Origin of the sequence: Marivirga atlantica, assembly GCF_016734805.1 — a bacterium.
Lineage (GTDB): Bacteria > Bacteroidota > Bacteroidia > Cytophagales > Cyclobacteriaceae > Marivirga > Marivirga atlantica.
In genome coordinates this window covers 376,384-395,575 of the sequence record NZ_JAERQG010000001.1, presented here as the reverse complement: position 1 = coordinate 395,575, position 19,192 = coordinate 376,384, and the positions used below count along the sequence as shown (strand labels likewise).

Annotated in this window: 21 protein-coding genes; 6 read left to right on the top strand and 15 right to left on the bottom strand. The window is 36.7% G+C overall.

Features of this window, described 5'->3' with window-relative positions; genetic code table 11:
• Positions 1-108: 108 nt before the first annotated feature.
• Complete coding sequence (gene pdhA / locus JKP34_RS01835) at positions 109-1,128, bottom strand: pyruvate dehydrogenase (acetyl-transferring) E1 component subunit alpha (protein WP_201917111.1); 1,020 nt, start codon at positions 1,126-1,128, stop codon at positions 109-111.
• Between the two features lie 107 nt (positions 1,129-1,235).
• Between pdhA and recF the strand changes: the two genes are divergently transcribed.
• Both recF and JKP34_RS01825 read left to right on the top strand, forming a co-directional pair.
• Positions 1,236-2,315 carry a DNA replication/repair protein RecF gene (recF, locus tag JKP34_RS01830; RefSeq protein WP_201917109.1) on the top strand — a complete coding sequence of 360 codons (1,080 nt, stop codon included), beginning with the start codon at positions 1,236-1,238 and terminating at the stop codon, positions 2,313-2,315.
• A gap of 5 nt (positions 2,316-2,320) precedes the next feature.
• Positions 2,321-2,653, top strand: coding sequence for a DUF721 domain-containing protein (locus JKP34_RS01825; protein ID WP_201917107.1), 333 nt, complete (start codon positions 2,321-2,323; stop codon positions 2,651-2,653).
• 66 nt (positions 2,654-2,719) lie between these two features.
• Here the strand turns inward: JKP34_RS01825 and JKP34_RS01820 are convergent, their stop codons facing one another.
• Entirely contained in the window at positions 2,720-3,097 is a 378-nt protein-coding gene (locus tag JKP34_RS01820) for a DUF1573 domain-containing protein (RefSeq protein ID WP_201917104.1), read from the bottom strand.
• A gap of 127 nt (positions 3,098-3,224) precedes the next feature.
• On the opposite strand from JKP34_RS01820, the gene JKP34_RS01815 reads away from it, so the two are divergent.
• Together JKP34_RS01815 and JKP34_RS01810 are read left to right on the top strand one after the other, a co-directional pair.
• Entirely contained in the window at positions 3,225-4,481 is a 1,257-nt protein-coding gene (locus JKP34_RS01815; RefSeq protein WP_201917102.1) for a sensor histidine kinase, read from the top strand.
• Entirely contained in the window at positions 4,471-5,139 is a 669-nt protein-coding gene (locus JKP34_RS01810) for a response regulator transcription factor (protein ID WP_201917100.1), read from the top strand. The genes JKP34_RS01815 and JKP34_RS01810 overlap by 11 nt, the downstream gene beginning before the upstream one ends.
• 1 nt (position 5,140) lies before the next feature.
• On the opposite strand, the gene JKP34_RS01805 is transcribed toward JKP34_RS01810, so the two are convergent.
• Complete coding sequence (locus tag JKP34_RS01805; protein WP_201917098.1) at positions 5,141-5,830, bottom strand: hypothetical protein; 690 nt, start codon at positions 5,828-5,830, stop codon at positions 5,141-5,143.
• Positions 5,831-5,944: 114 nt separating this feature from the next.
• Here JKP34_RS01805 and JKP34_RS01800 point away from each other — a divergent pair, with 114 nt between their 5' ends.
• Complete coding sequence (locus JKP34_RS01800) at positions 5,945-6,853, top strand: TIGR01777 family oxidoreductase (RefSeq protein WP_201917096.1); 909 nt, start codon at positions 5,945-5,947, stop codon at positions 6,851-6,853.
• Positions 6,854-6,862: 9 nt separating this feature from the next.
• Here the strand turns inward: JKP34_RS01800 and JKP34_RS01795 are convergent, their stop codons facing one another.
• The 12 genes from JKP34_RS01795 to JKP34_RS01740 all read right to left on the bottom strand — a co-directional run bounded on the left by JKP34_RS01795 (position 6,863) and on the right by JKP34_RS01740 (position 18,035).
• On the bottom strand, positions 6,863-7,660 hold the full coding sequence (locus tag JKP34_RS01795; protein ID WP_201917095.1) for an inositol monophosphatase family protein: 798 nt from the start codon (positions 7,658-7,660) through the stop codon (positions 6,863-6,865).
• A complete protein-coding gene (locus JKP34_RS01790; RefSeq protein WP_201917094.1) occupies positions 7,660-8,835 on the bottom strand; it encodes an Lnb N-terminal periplasmic domain-containing protein in 1,176 nt (391 codons plus the stop codon). The genes JKP34_RS01795 and JKP34_RS01790 overlap by 1 nt, the downstream gene beginning before the upstream one ends.
• The gene (gene rsmI, locus JKP34_RS01785) at positions 8,836-9,516 is read right to left on the bottom strand and encodes a 16S rRNA (cytidine(1402)-2'-O)-methyltransferase (protein WP_201917093.1); all 681 of its coding nucleotides are present in this window, start codon (positions 9,514-9,516) and stop codon (positions 8,836-8,838) included.
• A gap of 19 nt (positions 9,517-9,535) precedes the next feature.
• Positions 9,536-9,766, bottom strand: a complete 231-nt coding sequence (locus tag JKP34_RS01780; RefSeq protein WP_201917092.1) for a 4a-hydroxytetrahydrobiopterin dehydratase — start codon at positions 9,764-9,766, stop codon at positions 9,536-9,538.
• Between the two features lie 77 nt (positions 9,767-9,843).
• The gene (locus JKP34_RS01775; RefSeq protein ID WP_201917091.1) at positions 9,844-10,110 is read right to left on the bottom strand and encodes a DUF493 domain-containing protein; all 267 of its coding nucleotides are present in this window, start codon (positions 10,108-10,110) and stop codon (positions 9,844-9,846) included.
• 49 nt (positions 10,111-10,159) lie between these two features.
• On the bottom strand, positions 10,160-12,262 hold the full coding sequence (locus JKP34_RS01770; RefSeq protein WP_201917089.1) for a peptidylprolyl isomerase: 2,103 nt from the start codon (positions 12,260-12,262) through the stop codon (positions 10,160-10,162).
• Positions 12,263-12,346: 84 nt separating this feature from the next.
• Entirely contained in the window at positions 12,347-13,627 is a 1,281-nt protein-coding gene (locus tag JKP34_RS01765) for a hemolysin family protein (RefSeq protein ID WP_201917085.1), read from the bottom strand.
• Entirely contained in the window at positions 13,627-13,833 is a 207-nt protein-coding gene (locus tag JKP34_RS01760; protein ID WP_201917083.1) for a hypothetical protein, read from the bottom strand. The genes JKP34_RS01765 and JKP34_RS01760 overlap by 1 nt, the downstream gene beginning before the upstream one ends.
• Entirely contained in the window at positions 13,826-14,470 is a 645-nt protein-coding gene (gene lptC / locus JKP34_RS01755) for an LPS export ABC transporter periplasmic protein LptC (protein WP_201917081.1), read from the bottom strand. Before lptC ends, JKP34_RS01760 begins: the two co-directional genes overlap by 8 nt.
• A 63-nt stretch (positions 14,471-14,533) precedes the next feature.
• Positions 14,534-15,838, bottom strand: a complete 1,305-nt coding sequence (locus JKP34_RS01750) for a tetratricopeptide repeat protein (protein WP_201917079.1) — start codon at positions 15,836-15,838, stop codon at positions 14,534-14,536.
• A 189-nt stretch (positions 15,839-16,027) separates the two neighbouring features.
• Positions 16,028-17,323 carry a hypothetical protein gene (locus tag JKP34_RS01745; RefSeq protein ID WP_201917077.1) on the bottom strand — a complete coding sequence of 432 codons (1,296 nt, stop codon included), beginning with the start codon at positions 17,321-17,323 and terminating at the stop codon, positions 16,028-16,030.
• The gene (locus tag JKP34_RS01740; protein ID WP_201917075.1) at positions 17,310-18,035 is read right to left on the bottom strand and encodes a type III pantothenate kinase; all 726 of its coding nucleotides are present in this window, start codon (positions 18,033-18,035) and stop codon (positions 17,310-17,312) included. The genes JKP34_RS01745 and JKP34_RS01740 overlap by 14 nt, the downstream gene beginning before the upstream one ends.
• A 35-nt stretch (positions 18,036-18,070) precedes the next feature.
• On the opposite strand from JKP34_RS01740, the gene JKP34_RS01735 reads away from it, so the two are divergent.
• A complete protein-coding gene (locus JKP34_RS01735) occupies positions 18,071-19,156 on the top strand; it encodes an anhydro-N-acetylmuramic acid kinase (RefSeq protein WP_317193642.1) in 1,086 nt (361 codons plus the stop codon).
• The last annotated feature ends 36 nt before the right edge of the window (positions 19,157-19,192 follow it).

Sequence of the window (19,192 nt, the reverse complement as noted above, 5' to 3'; positions counted from 1 at the left end):
CGAAGCATAATTTGCTCTTAATCAAGAGCGCAAAGCTAATAAAAAATGATTAGATATATAGTCTTAATTATAAAAAGACAGTTAAATCAAGGTAGATTTAATTACCTATCAGTCAACTACGAAAGGATAGTCTTCCTGAGCGTACACATCTTTGTATACTTCATCAACTGAAGGCCAATCAGACTTCTCGGCAAAGTCAACGGCTTCTTTCACCCTGTCTTTGATTTTCTTATCCATTTCATCAAGCTCTTCTTCTGTAGCATGTTTCTTTTCAAGAATAGTAGCTCGCACCTGCTCAATAGGGTCTTTAGCTTTGTATTCTTCAAGCTCTTCCTTAGTTCTGTATTTAGCAGGATCGGACATTGAGTGGCCTTTGTATCGATAAGTTCTGAATTCTAACAGGCTTGGACCATCACCTTTTCTTGCTCTTTTAGCAGCTTCTTCAACAGCATTATGAACTTCTTCCACATTCATAGCATCAACTGCTTTAGATGGCATATCGTAAGATTCGCCTAATGTATAAAGCTCTGTTACATTGGAGGTACGTTTAACAGATGTACCCATGGCATATCCGTTGTTTTCAATTACGAAAATCACAGGAATTTTATAATGCATCGCCATATTTAGAGCTTCGTGGAAAGCCCCCTGTCTTACTGCTCCATCACCCATATAAGTAATACAAAGGTTATCAGTACCCTTATACTTCTCGGCAAAACCGATACCAGCGCCTAAAGGAATTTGCCCACCAACGATACCATGGCCACCATAGAAATGATGTTCCTTATCAAACATGTGCATGGAACCACCTTTACCTTTTGAAACGCCAGTTTCTTTACCGAAAAGCTCAGCCATAATTTTATTAGGATCAGTTCCTAGTGCAATAGGGTGAGCGTGGTCTCTATAGGCAGTAATGTATTTATCTCCTTCTTTTAAAGCACTTACAGCTCCTGCAGCACAAGCTTCTTGTCCAATATATAAATGGCAAAAACCTTTGATTTTTTGCTGACCGTAAAGCTGGCCTGCTTTTTCTTCAAACCTTCTCATCATCAACATCGACTCAAACCAAGTCATGTAGGTCTCTTTGCTGAAACTTTTTTTGTTTGAAGATTTTGATTTACTAGTAGCCATATGTGTTTTCTTTTATATGAATTATCCGACTCGTGTTTGGATAAAGTATAACTTTGCAGCCACGTTCGGGTTTGCGAAAATAGCGAAAAACCTTCAACTATTAAAAAATGCACCTTCAAAAACTACAGCTTACACAGTTCAAAAATTATGAGCAAGCCAGCTTTGAGTTTGTAGAAGGGATAAATTGCCTTTTAGGCAGAAATGGCATTGGTAAAACAAACTTACTTGATGCCATCTATTATCTCGCTTTTACTAAGAGTGCATTTAATGCAGTAGACAAGGACAATATTTTGCATGAGGCTACTTTCTTCTCTTTAAAAGGGAAGCTTAAAATTGATGAGCAAGATATCAACATTTTATGTGCTGTGCAGCAAGGTGAAAAAAAGATGCTCAAGTGGTCTGGTAAAGCCTATGATAAGCTAAGTGACCATATCGGGAAAATGCCATTGGTAATGATTGCACCACAGGATACCGATTTGGTTCGTGATAGTAGCGAAACGAGAAGAAAGTTCTTCGACAGCTTGTTATGCCAAATTGATCATGAGTATTTAAACAACTTAATGCGCTATAATCATTTGTTGAAACAGCGTAACACCCTGCTCAAACAACTACTTGAAAATAATAGGTTTGATAGCAGTCAGCTAGAGCCTTTTGATGAGCTCATGGTACCGCTTGCTTTATCAATTGCTCAAAAGAGAAGTGAATTGATTCAGCAATTTTCTGATGACTTTGAGATTTTTTATAAAGAAATTAGTGATGACAGTGAATCAGTAAGCATAGTTTACGATACTGCCGTAACAGAAAACTATAAAGAGGAACTAAAAGCCAGACATAAAAAGGATTTTTTTCAGGGAAGAACTACTTTAGGAATTCATCGCGATGATTTCAAGTTTCTGATTGATGAGCATAGCTTGAAGAAATTTGGCTCACAAGGTCAGCAGAAATCTTTCTTGATTGCTATGAAGTTGAGCCAATTTGTTACCATTGAAAAAGTGATGGGCAAAAGACCGATTATGCTTTTGGATGATATTTTTGATAAATTAGACGATAGGCGAATAGCTTATCTATTGAAGATGGTCTCTGACGGTCGGTTTGGACAAATCTTTTTAACTGACGCCCGACCGGAGCGAACTAAAATGTATTTGGATAGCTTATCATCTGAAAAGAAATACTTTGAACTAGATTAAACTGAATGAGCTACTACGGTAAAAAGAAAACGCCACATCCTGCCAGTGTAAGAAAATCTGATGCATCACCTCTTAAAGATGTTATCCAAGACATGGTAGAAGCCTACAACCTCAATAAAAAGTTTGATCAAACCAATATTGTAAACTTATGGCCCAAGCTTATGGGTAAAGCTATTGCCAACAGAACCAAAAGTGTTTTTGTAAAAGATCAGAAGTTATTTGTGACGGTTGAGTCTAGCGTATTAAAACAGGAGCTTAATATGAATAAAGCCCAGATTATAGAGCTTTATGCTACTGAATTAGGTAAAGTGCTGATTAAGGAGGTGGTGATATTATAAACAACCAACTACGCCCAGATTTTTATCTATCCAGCTCATAGTTGGTCGCTTATTTATAGACAATGTCTATTCTACAACACCCTTAATGGTTAAAGTAAAGGGGTTTTCATCGGCAGAGGTGAAAACCTGTACCGTTTTGGTGAAAGCTCCTACCTTTGCAGCATTGTATTGAGCTTTTACATATCCTTTTTCACCCGGTGCTATTTCACTTTTTGTGTGTTCAGTCACTGTACAACCACAACTAGTTTTGGTTTTAATAATGGTTATGGGCTGATCACTTTTGTTAGTGAAAAAAAACTTTTCGCTAACAGGCTCACCTTTTTTAATGGTTCCAAAATCTGCCGTTGTTCTTTCCCATTCTACAATGGCAGAGGGCATCACAAATGCTGAAAGCAGCACTATTACACAAATCGCTGCAATTGAACTTCTCATTAAATTTTTCATATTTTTTAAATTTTGTTTCCATAAAGCTATCCTCATCAATTGTAAATGGCTGTTAATGACTTCTTAATAATTGTTAATGAAATGTTAAAGTGCTTTATGGCAGGCTGACTTATGTTATATTTAAATCATGCAAAGTAGGGCAATTTCAAAAATCATTATTCTCGGGGCAATCGCATTAGTGGGAATGTTATTCGTTCAGGGCGTTTGGTTGGCGAATAGTCTGGATAGCAGGAAAAGACAATTCTCTCAAAACGTGCAAGCTGCTTTACAGGCGGCATCTACTTCTATTATAAAATATAATGAGGGAGATATTACCACCCTGCAGCCCATTGAGCAACTCTCCAGCAATTATTTTGTAGTGCCAATAAATGATGCTATACAGCCATCTTTGCTAAAGTCAGTACTGCTATCAGAGTTTAATAGAAGGAATATTAGAGAAACTTTTGAGTTTAGCATTTATGATTGCTCAAATGAAAAGATTGTATTCGGAAGCTATATTTCTCAAAATGACCAGGCTTTGATTAACTCTGAATTTCCTGATATTACAAAGGACGACTACTATTTCAGTGTGCTTTTTCCAAATATTTCATTTCAGTTAATCAATGAAATGAGTATTTGGTTGAGCTCTTCTTTTATACTACTACTTATCGTGTCAGTATTTGTCTATACAGTAGTAGCTCTTTTTAGGCAGAAAAAACTTGCTGATTTTCAGCGTGATTTCATCAACAACATGGCACATGAATTTAAAACGCCACTAGCGGCTATTGGTGCTTCTTCGGAAATGATGCTTCATGAAGAAATGGAAAGCAATAGGCGCAAACAGCACATCTGTTTAATTAATAAGGAAACAGTAAGGCTAACTCATCAGGTAGATCAGTTCTTACAAATTTCAAAGCTTGATAAGGCCTCTCCGGAATTAAACATAACTTCTATAAATCTGCAGGAACTTATAACAGCATGTGCCGATCAATTTAGTTGGCTGATAAAAAAGCAAAATGGAACGATCGATATTGAGCTTCCGAAAGAGGAGATTTATATCTCCACTGACAAAAGCCACCTAAGTTATTGTGTGCATAACTTAATTGATAATGCCATTAAATACGGAGGCATGCCACCAAGGGTCTTAATCGAATTAAGACAAGAAGGTAATTGTAAGATCAGTATAAAGGACAATGGAAAGGGCATTTTGAAGGCAGATAGAAACTTTATTTTCGATAAGTTTTATCGGATTTCTACTGGAGATATTCATGATGTGAAAGGCTTTGGTCTTGGGTTGTACTATGTCAAAATGATGACGAAGTTATTAGGGGGGGACATCCATTTAGAAAGATCCGATGATTCAGGAAGCACATTTGTACTGGAAATAAATGATTATGAAAAGTAGGGTACTATTGGTTGAAGATGACAACTCGCTAAACTTTGTATTGAAAGATGCTTTGCAACACGCGGATTACTCCATCGACAGTTTCTTTGATGGACAATCGGCCTTAGATGACTTTAAACCCCAATATTATCATGTAGCTATTATAGATGTGATGCTACCTATTTTAGATGGTTTTAATCTGGCAAAACAACTTAAGCAAATTGATAAAGATTTACCCATCATATTCTTAACAGCACGATCTGCCGAAGAGGATAAAATAAATGGTTTCAAAATTGGGGCTGACGATTACCTCACAAAGCCTTTCTCTGTAAAAGAGTTGTTGGCTCGCTTAAATGTAATCATTAATAGAAGCGGGCGACAAACTCAGGATAAAATTGGTGCTTTTATCTTTAGTGAAGAGACTTTGACATTGAGCAAAGATGAACTTGAAATAAAACTAACACAGAGGGAAGCTGCTTTGCTTAAGTATTTCTGCCAACATAAAAACCAGTTGTTAAAGCGTGAAGAAATACTTAAAGCAGTTTGGGGTGATGATGACTACTTCATGGGACGTAGTTTAGACGTATTTATTTCTAAAATTAGGAAGTATCTGGAAGCAGATAAATCAGTATCAATAAAAAACCACCATGGAGTTGGCTTTAAACTAACATGCGACTGATTTACTCAATTCCTTCCATTTTTTGCTTGTACAACTCCACCATACTTTTGATTTTCTCTAGCTCACTATAAACAGAGTCTAGCTTTACAGATAGTTGCTGCAGGTTTTGATTATACTGGTTGGAATCCTGTCTTAACTCTACTAACTCCTGCTCATATTTTACAATACGCTCATTAGTTTTTTCATAGTTTCTTTGGTTCTTACGCTCATCACGTTTTAGCTCTTCATATTCCTTGCTCAAATAAGTAGCAGCTTGTTCAGACTCATCAATTTTCTTTTGAGCAGCATCTTTTCTCACTTTAATGTTAAAGCCATAAACGAAATCACGCATTTCATCTTGTAAAAGCTTAAGCGTGTCTTTAGGTATACCTTGTGGATCAATTGCGGCCCACAATTTGCTGCTGGTTTTGTCTCCCGTTATTTGAGCAAAAACAAGCACTTCTTTATTATAGATGCTAGGTTTAAATGTAGTCTGATAGGTTTTGTGATCTTGAGTAGGCTCACTTCGGCCAAAGTCTTTAGCATAAGATTCCCATGCAGCACTAACCACTTCTTTACCAAAAGGAATATTTACCTGATAGCCTGCTACATTAGCACCTAAAAGTTTATGTGAGGTTTCACTTAGCTCATTCTGAGCAAATAATGATGATGAGAAAAGTAATAAGGAGAATAAGTAAAGAAATTTTTGCATCGTATTAGTTTTAGCACCATTTGTACAAAAGATGTACCAAATATAAGGTTATTAACTGCACTTAATAACATAAAATCGATACTTCAGTTATGAAGTAAACTCAATAACGATTACATGTCAAAGCATATTTTAATAACAGGTGGAAGTGGAATGATAGGTATGAAGCTTTCTGGCTTGTTAATGGAAAAGGGATATAGTGTTGCTCACTTAGCCAGAAGCAAAAATAATGATAGTCCTTATCAACAATTTGAATGGGATATTGATAAGGCCTATTTGGAAGAAGGAGCTTTAGAGTTTGCAGATATAATCATTCATTTAGCAGGAGCTGGAGTTGCAGATAAAAGGTGGACTGAGAACCGTAAAAAGGTCATTATTGAAAGTAGAACTAAGACAGCTGAATTGCTTTACAATAAGTTAAAGGAGAGTTCAAACCATCGCCTAAAAAGATTTATTAGTGCAAGCGCCATAGGTTATTATGGCATGTATACGGGTGATGAGCTTTTGCCTGAAGATCATAAGCCTGGCGAAGATTTCTTGGCAGAAGTAGTTCAAAAGTGGGAGGCAGCTGCAGATCAGTTTACGGATTTACAAATACCTGTCAGTAAATTAAGAGTTGGTGTTGTGCTGGCTAAAGAGGGAGGTGCACTACCGCAGTTAGCTAAACCAATAAAGTTTGGTGTGGGGGCAGCTCTAGGTTCAGGACAACAATATATGAGCTGGGTTCATATTGATGATATTTGTCATATGTTTCTACACCTTTTAGAAACGGAAGCTGTAGGTGTTTATAATGGGGTGGCACCAAGGCCTGTTACCAACAAAGCCATGACAAAAGCAGTAGCCAACAAACTTAATAAACCACTTTGGCTACCCAATGTGCCGGGCTTTGTAATGAAGTTGGCATTAGGTGAAATGGCAGGGATAGTTTTGGGTGGTAATAAAGTGAGTAGTGAAAAGCTAGAACAAACAGGCTATAAGTTTCAGTTTGCAGAGCTCGATAATGCTCTTGATGACATATATAATTAATATATATGACTACTCACTCTTCCAATTCTTACTTATAGCTTCTAATAATTCAGCGTGTACCTTGGGTGCAGCGGCAAGTATTTCTCTACCGAATATATAGTTTTTTTCGTTATTGAATGTGCTAACAGTTCCTCCAGCCTGTTGTACTATAAAAGCTCCGGCTGCTACATCCCAGGCATTCAGATTATATTCAAAGAATCCTTCGAATCTACCACAGGCAACGTATGCCAAATCTACAGCGGCAGATCCTATTCTTCTTAAGCCATGGCTTTTTTGCATAATATTTTTTAGAATAGCCAGGTAACCATCTACCTTATCAAAGTTGTTATAGGGAAAACCAGTAGCAATTAGGCTAGCTGAAAGATTCACATCTTGAGACACTTCTATTTTTTGCTCATTAACATAAGCAGGGCCACCTGCTACAGCATGAAAGCACTCATCATGATTTATTTCGTACACAATGCCCAATATGATTTCATCATTTTTTTGTAATGCTACACTTACCGAGTAGGTGGGTATTCCGTGTACAAAGTTGGTAGTGCCATCAAGTGGATCGATAATCCAATTATATTCTTCCCCTTCTTTGGAGCTGGTACCTTCTTCAGTTATAAAGCCAGCATCAGGCATTACTTCAGTTAAGCCTTCTACCAAAAGCTTCTCGGCCTGTTTATCAACATAGCTCACTAAATCATTAAAGCCTTTGTGTTCCACTTTTTTCTTATTGAAATCGCGAGCTTCATCTCTAATGAAGCCTGCAACTTCTTTTATTACTTTAATGGTGGCTTTTTCTGCTAGTTTCAGGATCATTAGACATTCATTTTTTTAGTACGATACAATAAGTTAAAAGACTTAAAGGTGAAGTATAAAATTATAGGAAAAACCGCAGGATGAAAACTCTGCGGAAGCACATAGAAGAAGCCCAATAGCATAAAACAACTTACCCCAAATATTCCATAATACAGCGTATGCCAATTTTTGGCTGGTTTTTTAAATAGCATAAAGGCGAAAAACACATTGAGTGGCATAGCCCAGATAATATTCCAGTTATTGATGGTAGCTCCATGATCCGAAAGAAACCATAGAAAGAAAATAATCCAACCTACCAAACCTGTTATTACAAACAGTATTCTATTAAACAGCACATCATTTAATTTGCTTTTAAAGTGCCTTACACTTAGAAATATACCTAGTAGACAGAGCATCCAGGTGATGTGTTTTGGTAGAATTTGAAAGCCTGAAGTTTCTACTTCAGCAGGAGCTTCATAAAGAAACTTCTTTTGTTTAACGAGCTTTCTATTACCTACAAAAGCGGAATCTGTATGATACATGAGCAAATCCGGTAAGAACATTTCATCCGATTTTGTGGCCATTTTATCTGTTGGCGCACCAAGCACCAAATCAATTCCGAAATCTTGCCATGGTTTGTCATCTAAATAAATATCCAGATAATCACGCATCGTAATTCCCTCTGCCTCTCTTCTCCATTCTAGTTGGTCTCCAAGTACATCTTCAAATAAATCCCGAAATCGAGTAGCGCAATTATCATAGAAGAAATCATATTTATAATATCTATTTTCTGGCTTTATATTTTCAAGTAAGAAATCGTAAATAGCATTCTTCTCTGCTAGCGTAAAATCTAATTCCTGTTCTATTAATGATCTTTCATCATGTCTCGCTTCGGCAATTAGATAGCCAACTCTTCCAGCTCCAAGCTTATAGTCTAACTTACCTCTCATAAATTTTAGGTAAAAATTAGGGGTGTCAAAGTCGAATACGCCATAATTAAAAACGACATCAATTCGCCTGAGAGGATCTTTAATCCAAAGAGCAGTATGCCCGAAACCAGAGTGCAGTTGATCACCAGGAGCCATGGTAAGTAAACTTATTTTTGCCTGATCGGATAGCTGCGTACGACTTTGTGCAAGGCTTACATTAACCAAAAAAGAGCAGATGCAAAGAACAAGTAAGAGTTTTAATCGCATTTATTTAGCTTTAATAACCAACACAATTTCTCCTTTTGGAGCAGTATTGGTGAAATGTTCAACAAGGTTTTCAAGCGTATCAGTTATGGTTTCCTCATAAAGTTTAGTTAGCTCACGAGAAACTGATGCCTCTCTTTCATTACCTAAAACCTCAGCCAGCTGGGTAAGTGTCTTTAACAACCTATGAGGTGATTCATAAAATATAATGGTTCGATCTTCGTCAATTAACTTCTCTATACGTGTTTTCCTTCCTTTTTTATGAGGAAGAAACCCTTCGAAGACGAAACGATCATTAGGGAAGCCTGATTTTACCAATGCAGGAATTAAAGCAGTAGCACCAGGTAAACATTCGAGCTTGATATCATTTTCTAATGCTGCTCTGGCTAAAAGGAAGCCTGGATCTGAAATCCCAGGTGTACCGGCATCAGATACTAATGCAATGATTTTCCCACCTTTGAGCTCTTCTATTATAGAATTTACTTTATGATGTTCATTATGAATGTGAAAGCTTCTTAATGGCTTATCAATTTCATAATGTTTCAAGAGCTTGCCAGAAGTCCGCGTATCCTCAGCTAAAATCAGATCAACCGATTTTAAGGTGTTGATGGCTCTTAGCGTGATATCTTCTAGATTACCTATAGGCGTAGGGATTAAATAAAGCTGCGTGCTAGCTTGATTCATCCTACAAAGCTAGAAAAAATTAAGCTAGTTTATCTATTTCTTCGGCAAGCTTTCTATCCTTGTCTGTCACTTTATCGCCAGCATCGTGCGTGTTGAGTTCAAAGCTCACAGAGTTGTAAACATTTGACCAATTAGGGTGATGATTCATTTTTTCAGCAACAATAGCCACCTTACTCATAAAGCCAAAAGCCGTTATGAAATCATCAAATTCGAAAGTCTTTTTTAATTTATTGTCTTCTTCTTTCCACATAGTAAATTAATAGTTATCGGTTACCAATTATCAATTAATTTTAAAGACAATTGTTTAGACCAGTCATGCCTGATTAATTAAAGGGCAATAATTCCTTTAATCTTGTTGGTCTCAATATACTTCTCAATAATCTGGTCTGCATCATTAGCCAGCATTTTGATGGTTAAGCTCACATACTTCCCATTGCTAGATGGTTTTGTTTTGATTTCATGTGTCTGAAATATTTCACGCACCTCATCTTCCTGCTCTGCAGCAACAATGAATTTAAACATGTACAAAAGAGGCCATTCTGAAACGGCTTCTAATTTTTCTTTAAACGATTGTATATCTTTATTTACGTCCATAACAAAAAAAGGGGCTTTAAGCCCCTTCCACATTTAATTTTATTAATGATTAAAAGAATTTGTAACGTTCATCAACAATACCTGCATTTTCTTCAATAGCAGTTTTAATGGCGAATGAAACACTGTTCTTTCTTCTTTGGGCAATTTGATCTTTATAGCTCGCGTAATCAGCAATTTCAGGTGCTGGCGTTCTATTAAGAACTTTTACCATTACTATACCATTATTTCCTTTCAAAGGTTTTGAAACTTGATCAGCAGCTAGACCAAAAGCAGTTCCTATCGCCTCTGGAGCCTGACCAACTGATGGTAAAGAACTATCAGTAATTTTTAAATCACTCTTAGTACTTACTCTTGCATCAGAGCCATAAGAAGAAGCTATTTCATTAAGAGAGCCACTTAAGCCTGCTAATTTTTTGTTAATTATTTCAGCCTTAAGTTCTTTTTTAACTTCTCTTGTTACAGCAATTTTAGATGATTCAAAATCAGCTGCGTCATCTTCAGTTTGGTCAGTTAAAACAGCCACAACATAAGCGTCTGGTGTTTCAAATACCTCAGAAACTTCTTTTAATGAAGCATCTGTAAATGACCATCTTACAATTTCTCTTGCGCTACCTAGCACTCCAATGCTTCTTTGGTTTTTGCTAAGTTTACCTGAACTCTGAACTCTGTAACCTTCTTGTTCAGCCGAAGCAGTAAATTCAGCATAGTTGGTATTTGAGGCTGCAAAGTAATCAGCTTTTCTAAAGGCCTGATCTCTTGATTCTTCACTAGGAATAATCTCTCTTTCGATGACAGCTATGTCATATGTTTTTGATGTTTTTGGCTCAGTCACATTAATTACGTGGAATCCGTATTGACTCTTTACAAGCTGGTTCACTAAACCTGTACCATTCTTTGCAAATACAGCCTCATTAAATTCATCAACCATTTGACCTTCTTTAAACCAGCCTAAATCACCGCCTTTGATAGCAGTTGGACCTTCACTGTATTCTTTTGCCAATTCAGCAAAATCTTCACCGGCTCTTGCCTTTGCTAAAGCTTCATTCGCTTTTTGTCTAGCTTCAGCCTCATCAATTCCTTCGCCAGTTTTAATTAGGATATGAGATGCTTTTACAGATTGCTTATCAGCATCATAGATTTTAGAAACCTTGTAAAGTGCATATGAACCATTTTCTATGTAAGGCCCTATCACATCACCCTCTTTCAGGATGTTAGTATTACTTGCCAAAATTTTTGGTAAATCAGAAATAGCATAAGTTCTGTAAACATTCGATCTGTCGCTGTTTGCTCTTGCGAAAGCAGAGTCCTCATCCGTATTAGTGAATTCCTCTTTAAGCTCTTCCATGTCTCTTCTTAAATAAAGAGAATCTTCACCTGAAGGAAGAATATCAAAAGCGATATAGCTTAAAGTTCTTGATGCATCAGACTTATATTTATCCTTATGCTCGTTGAAATAACTCTTTAACTGCGACTCGGTAGGTTGAGCTAAAGAATCGGCTACTGAACTAAAAGGAACATATAAATATTCAACTTCTAACGTCTCGTTTTCTTTTTCGTAAGCTCTTTGTGCCTCCGCAGCTGTTACGTAAGTGGTAGATACAAGCAGCTCATCAAACTTAGTTCTTTCCCTTGCAGGTAATAATGATGCCTCAAATGAGTACCACTGGTTTTGCTGCTGAGCTGGAGCCTGAGAAATATTTCTGATTGTTTGAATAACGCGCTCCTTATTAAACTCTCCTGTTTCAGGATCAGTAAATGCTTGTTTAATAATTGGGCTGATATTATCACCTTGAACCATGTCAACCAATTCAGCGTCTGTTACTTCAACACCTAGTTCTTCATACTGCTCTTGGAAAGCAACTTCAATGATAAGGAAATCCCAGGCTTGCTGTCTGATTGAATTCATTTCAGCATCTGAAGGTGTTCTTCCCTGATTTTGCTGGAAGTTAAATTTAAATTCTTCAACTTTCTGCTGGTATCTTTCCAGGCTAATAGTTTCACCGGCTATTTCTCCAACAGTATTTTGACCACCGCCAAAAAGAATTGAATTAGGACCTAGCAAATCGCCAATTAAGAAAGCCAAGATTGACAGACCAATTAATACGATGAGCACCGAGCCCATTTTTACTCGTAATGTATTGAATATTCCCATGTTATGTTTTTTCAAAGAATCGCAAAATAATAGCATTGTGGCGTAATATCAAAATGATTTACACCTTTACTTTTACCCATTAATTTAACTATAGGGTTGATCGTTAACAATAAGCCTAACCATATCAATTCTATTCTCTTCCATACTCTCAATCACAAAAGTAAAAGGAGGCCGCTCTACCACATCATTTAGGCTAGGAAAGTTCTCTGTTACAGAAAGGATAAAGCCTCCTAAAGTGTCGTAATCACCTTCAGGAAGTTCAAGATTATATTTTTCGTTTAGGTAGTCAATTTCCAACCTCGCACTAAAAGAGTAGGTGTTTTCGTTAATTTGAACTTCCACTAAATCTTCATCATCATGTTCATCCTGAATTTCACCAAAAATCTCTTCAATAATATCTTCAAGGCTCACGATACCTGAAGTGCCTCCAAACTCATCCACTACTAGCGCTAAACTCTTATGCTCTTGTATAAACTGGATCATAAGCTCGTTCACTGCCATGGTTTCTGGCACAATGATGATGGGCGTTAATATTTCCTCAATGGAGGCCGGTTTTTTGAATAAGGCTAATGAATGACAATAGCCGATTACGTCATCAATGGTTTCTTTGTAGACCAATACTTTAGAATGTCCACTATCTGTGAAAGCTTTTCTTAGCTCATCTATTTCATCTTCAACATCAACAGCTACAACCTCTGTGCGCGGAATCATACATTCACGTACCTTGATAGTTTTAAACTCCAGTGCGTTATTAAATATCCTCTTATCTAGCTCTACTTTATTTTCCTGATGGTCAACTTGAGTCGTGTTTTTAATGAAATGGTCAAGATCCGTTAATCCAAAAACTGGGCGGTCTTCCGCATATTCTAATCTTAGCACATATCTGATAAATAACTTCGATAGATTGACTATAGCAAAAACTATGGGGTAAGTAACATAATAAATCAACCATAGCGGAAGGGCAAAGAATGATAATAAGCCATTAGGATTAATAAGAAATACACTTTTAGGAGTAAACTCGGCTAATAATAACACCACTATGGTGGCAACAATGGTCTGTGCTACTAAAATAAAAATATCGCTTTGCAGATAATAAGGCAAATAATCAAGTAGCATTGGCTCTACTAACTTAGCCATATAAATACCATAAACAACTAAGGAAATAGTATTCCCAACCAATGTAGTGCCAATAAAAGAAGAAGGCTTTTTTAAGAAACCACTAAGTATTCTGCCAGAAATAACTCCCTGCTGTCTTTGCAGCTCTATATGCAGCTTATTGCTGGAGATAAAGGCTATCTCAATACCTGAAAAAAAGGCTGAAAATAGAAGTGATATTGCTGTATAAAGTATGTAATCGCTTTGCATTATTTGGTATTGCCATCATTTGGCTTACTCTTGTACCTATGTAAAAGTAAGAGACTTATTGACAACATAAAAATCCAATAGCTGTATTCAAAGCCAACAGTTAATGATTGATGGATGCCAATAACGAACAAGGCAAAAGCCAAAGCCAGCCAGATGAAGTTTTTTGTGACTGGTTTGTTTTCTTCTTTTTTCTTTTCCTTAGTCATTTTCAGCTTGACTTTTTAATAACTTTTTGTCTGGAGCTTTTAACCTTTTTGGTTCATCTTTTTTCTCTTGTATTGGCTCTGGTTGAGGTGAGCTATTAGACTCTGAGCTATCGTTTTCAAGATAAATCGTTCCTTTAGGCTCTAAAATTCTGTATGAAGAAAAGTCTTGCTTAGCGGTTAATCCTGTTCCAGTTGAAATTTGATCGTCAGTTTCTATCCGTACAAAAGTTTCAGTATATATTTCCTCTTTTTTAGGACTCCAAAAGAGTTCTTCCGTATTAAGCTTTTGTGGTTCTAAATAGCCAATTACTTCTACATCACCAGTAGCTTTGTAAAGATCAGTCTCTTTGGTATAGAAAGCTTTATCAGCTTCTAAAGTGGAAGAAAGTTCTCCACTAGGTTCAAAAAATTCTATAAAAATCGTATTCGGGAATTCTTTGTCGCCATTTTCAAACTCAAGTTGTTTTGGTGCCATTATTTTTACACGAACTACTGCAGAATCGGAATAAAGAATAGTCGAGCTATCTACCTCCATAGTGGGGCCTTCATATTCAGGGAATTCTTTGGCCTTCTTCTCTTCTTCAGAACAAGCCCAGCTTAACGTTATAAAAAATGATGCGAATAGAATTTTTCTCATGGCGTTAGAACAAAAAAAGCGGTCTGGAAGATTCCGAAACCGCTTTTTCTCAATTTAGTTTGATTAATCTCTCGTTCTTAGAGTAACTGTTTCACCTACCCAACATCCAACTGTTAAGGTACCTCCAACATCGTAACCGTAATTGAATAAATCTTCTTTTGATGGAAACTGCTCTTGAGCAACGGCCATTCTTTCAGCATTACCACCTTTTTGATACATTTCATAAGCAGCAATATAAACGGCTCTATCTTTTACCATGTCTTCACCACCTTTACAATCCTGGAAGCTTTTTAAGTAAAGGTCACCAATTATTATATAAGCCTCTTTCTTAGAGGGGTCAGCCTCCAGTGCTTTATAAGCATTGCTTCTTGCTTCTGATTTGCTACCGCTTTTTGCAGCAATATCAGACAGCTCAAGGTAAATTTCACCCTGTTTGATATTGTCCTCAGTAAGCTCTAGTGCTTTTTTGAAGTACTTAGTGGCAGCATCATAATTGCTGTTGGCTTTGCTTCTTAAAGCTATTAGTCTGATCAATCCATATTCAGGACTATTTTCTACCATTTGCTTTGCAGCTTCCAAGAAAGCCTGGCTACTTGTACAACTTCCAGCTAAAGCAAATTTAACTATTCTTTCAGCATCCTTTAATTGTTTGCCATTTTCAACATATTTAGGATAAAGCTGCTCATCAATAATTGAGCAATTTACAGTTACTGTTGCATTGAAAAGTTTATCAACATAATCTCTGTATTTGTCAATCTTTGATTTGCTTTCTCCAGCAGCTTCCTGAGCATCAAGGAAATCTGTGATTTCAGAATAAATGTTGATTATATCTAAATCAGTTAAATCACCCCCAGCTAATTTATGTCTTCTGGCGGCATCCATGTATGCTACGCTATTAGCAATGCTAGACTTGTTACCCAGCATTTCAAAAGCATCCTTCTCTATTTGATAAAGTTCAGCATACTTATCTTTTCTATCCTTCCAAGCTTGGTAAGCATCATATGCCTTTCTATTAGTTACATTTTCAACATCGTTGAAATACTTCATTCTTAAATCATAAAGTAATACAGTTGAATCCTGTAAGTTTTTCTTGGATTGGCCAGTAGCGCTTTCGTAAAGGTTTTCGTAAACCTTAACACCTTGGATGTAAATAGAAGGATTTAAATCTGGTGTTTCCTTCAATAACCAGTCTAAAGGCGGCTTGGCAGCTTCATAATTTTCAGCTGTAAGCATATCTGAATATAAAGCGTTCTTTTCCATCGCTTTTGCCTTTTTTGCTTCATCTTCCGGCCAGTTCCAGCCATCTTGAGCCATAGTAGCCAAACCTGAAGCAAATAACAGTGTTAGTGTAAAAAGAATCTTTTTCATTTTTCTAAAATTTAATGAAGGTCACATTTCATTGCAACCACCTGTTGTTAAACATTCAAATGAGGGAAAAAGTCACTCCCCCTCTCATTTTATATATCTGTAATCAATTAGTTTGCCAAAACTGTTAAAACTTTTTGAAACATTAATCGAGAATGCATCGAAAAGTTTCATTTTCATTGAAAATTCAGTTTAATCAAACCTTCTTCTAATAAACCATCTGTCATTGTAAGTGAAACTTAAGTTTATTCCGAAGAAGTTTTCTCTTACTAAGCTGTTTTCTAATGTTCCTCTTTGGCCTACTTCAAAGCCTAAATTAATACTAGAAGCTTTACTAATTGGCAAAGTAGTTCCAAAAGTAATGCCAAATCCATTAATTTCTGTATTGTCTATGACAATTGGTCCATTTTTTATGTAAAGCCCAGCTCTATAGGTAATACGCTCATAGTACTTGTCTCCAGATTGAATATCAGGTGTAAATTCGCCACCCACGTTAATGGTAGCGGCAGCTTGTAAATCCTCATCACCAGAGCCGTAGTAAGTATAATTCCTCCAGTCTTGGTAGCTGTAATCTAATGAAACGGCCCAGTTGTTCAATCTATAATAGCTCAAGCCAAAGCTGATTTTGGCAGGAATAGAAGTAATACCTTCTTCATTAATAACTTTAGCATTACTTGAGTCCGTATCGAAAGGGTCAAGAGGATCACCACTTGTACTTAAAAGTTTTAGTGAATTGCTTCTGGTGGTGTTTAAGTTATTTTCAAATGCATATGTTGCACCAAATGCTAGCGTATTTTTCTTGATTTGCTTTCTAACTCGTAAGCCTAATAAAAAGCTCAAATCGGCATAGTTGTTCACATTTTCAGCAGCAACCAAATAAGGAAGAGCAATGGTGTCCTGTCCGTTAATAATGTTTCTGGTACTGTTTCTTTCAGTAATTACGCCAAAGTTATAATTGGCTTCGGCACCAAAGGAGATGTTTTCTGTAATATTCCAACCACCTGACAATCTAAATTGAGAAATATTTCCTTCTCCTGTATAGCTTTTATTAACAGGCCTTACTGTTTCAGATTCATCAAATGACTCAACTAAATTATAATTTTTGCTGGAATAAGGATTTAATGTTAATGAAGCGCCAACTCTTCCAGGCACAATGGGCACAGCCAATCCGATATAGGAAAGACCGCCATTAACCTGATCGAATCTGTTAATTTCATCACGGATGGCTGTTCTCCTCATGTTAATACCCGCCTCGAAAGAAGAGAAGGTTTGACTTCCTAATAATGCCGGATTTAATGAAGGAATGTACCAAGGGCTTCCGTAAGCGATGCCTGCATTGCCCATTCCTAAGTTGGCAGCATAACCTCTATCTGCCATAATACCTACCCCATAAGCTGAATAGGGAGAAACAGTGCCTTGAGCAGATAGGGATGAATAAGAAAGTATTGTGATTATTATGGCTAAAAAGCCTAATTTAATATGACGCATTATGTCTTAAAATTGCATTTAAACCCACTAGTAACAATTCTGGGATTGCAAAGATGGTAGCTTTTATTCTACTTTCAAAGAATTTAGCATCTCCTCCGCTTATTAATACATGTGTTGGACCAAAGCTTTCCTGATACTTTCGAATAAACGCTTCCATTTCTCCAACAATCCCATTAATCACACCGCTGCTCATGGAGGCTTCCGTAGTGTTGCCAAGCCATTCGTCTGCAGGTTGATTTTTAAGTTGAAGTAACGGTAAACGGGCAGTAAAATTATGCATGCTTTTAAAACGCATTTGGGCACCGGGAGAAATGGCACCTCCTAAATAAGCTGACTTATCCGTAATGAAGTCGTAAGTAATGCAGGAGCCAGCATCAATAACAAGCACATTTTTTTGTGGAAACTTGCTTTGAGCGCCAGCAACCAAGGCAATTCTATCAATCCCTAAAGTAGAGGACTTATATTTATTGATAAATGGGATATTTGTTTGCTGATCTAAAAACATAGCCTGATCAGAGTTTAAAGAAAGCTGCAGGCTGATTTCCTCATAAGGTTGATTTACACTAGCAATTATGTATTTATCAATGCTGTATGACGTGAGCGTTTCTTTCATTTCAGCTAGATTTTGAAAAGAAAATTGCGCTATCAATTCATCATCTTTAAAAAGGCCTAACTTAGCCAAAGTGTTTCCTATATCAATTGTGGCAAACATATTCTAGCTTTAAAGAGGTAAATCTAATCAGAATAGTGGAAAGAAAAGAGATAAACGTAATAGGATTAATGTCTGGCACTTCCTTAGATGGGATGGACATAGCCTTGTCTAGTTTTTTGTTTGGTAAGGGTAAATGGAACTATCAAATTAAAAAAGCTTTAACCATTGCTTATGATGACTATTGGCAAGAGCAGTTAAGTGATGCGAAAAAATTAAGCGGATTAGAGCTGGCCAAACTTGATATTGCATACGGCAAATGGATAGGTGAGCGCGTTAAGGATTTTGTAACTGATATGACAGCAAAACCTACAATTATTGCTTCTCACGGTCATACGGTTTTTCATCAGCCACAAAAAAGGTTAACCTTACAAATTGGTAATCTCAATGCAATTCACTCTGCTTCAGCTATACCGGTTATTGGCAATTTTAGAATATTAGATGTTTTAAAAGGAGGACAGGGCGCGCCTCTGGTACCTATTGGCGATAGGTTATTGTTTAGCGACTTTGATTTTTGTCTGAATTTAGGAGGAATAAGTAATATTTCTTTTGATGATAAGCAGGGAGTAAGAAGAGCATGTGACATTTCAGTTTGCAATATCGCCTTAAACTTTCTCTCCAATAAGTTAGGCAAATCTTATGATGAGGGAGGTAAAATAGCTCAATCAGGAAAGTTGAATAACCAGTTAAAAGAAAGGCTTGATGCCATTTCATATTATCAAAAGCCTCTTCCTAAAAGCTTAGGCCTTGAAGATATTGAAGCGGATGTTTTCCCCTTAATAGAAGAAACTAATTGTAGCATTGAGGATAAAATGTACACACTTGTTGATCACATTGCTTTTCAGATAGCTCAATTTATTAAACGAACTAAAGACGAAGGGTGCTTACTCATTACGGGAGGCGGAGCTTACAATTCTTTTTTGATAAAAAAGCTTCAGAACCAACTAAGCTCATTTTACAATATTCGGGAGGCTTCTCCAGAATTAATAGATTTTAAAGAAGCGTTGGTTTTTGCCTTTCTAGGAACTTTGCGACTCAGAAGTGAAACCAACATATTGAGCTCAGTTACTGGCGCTCAGGAGGATAGTGTAGCTGGAGATATTGTAGGAAAAATTAGTCTATAATTTTGTAGTTTTGGGCAAATTTAAAATCAACCTACT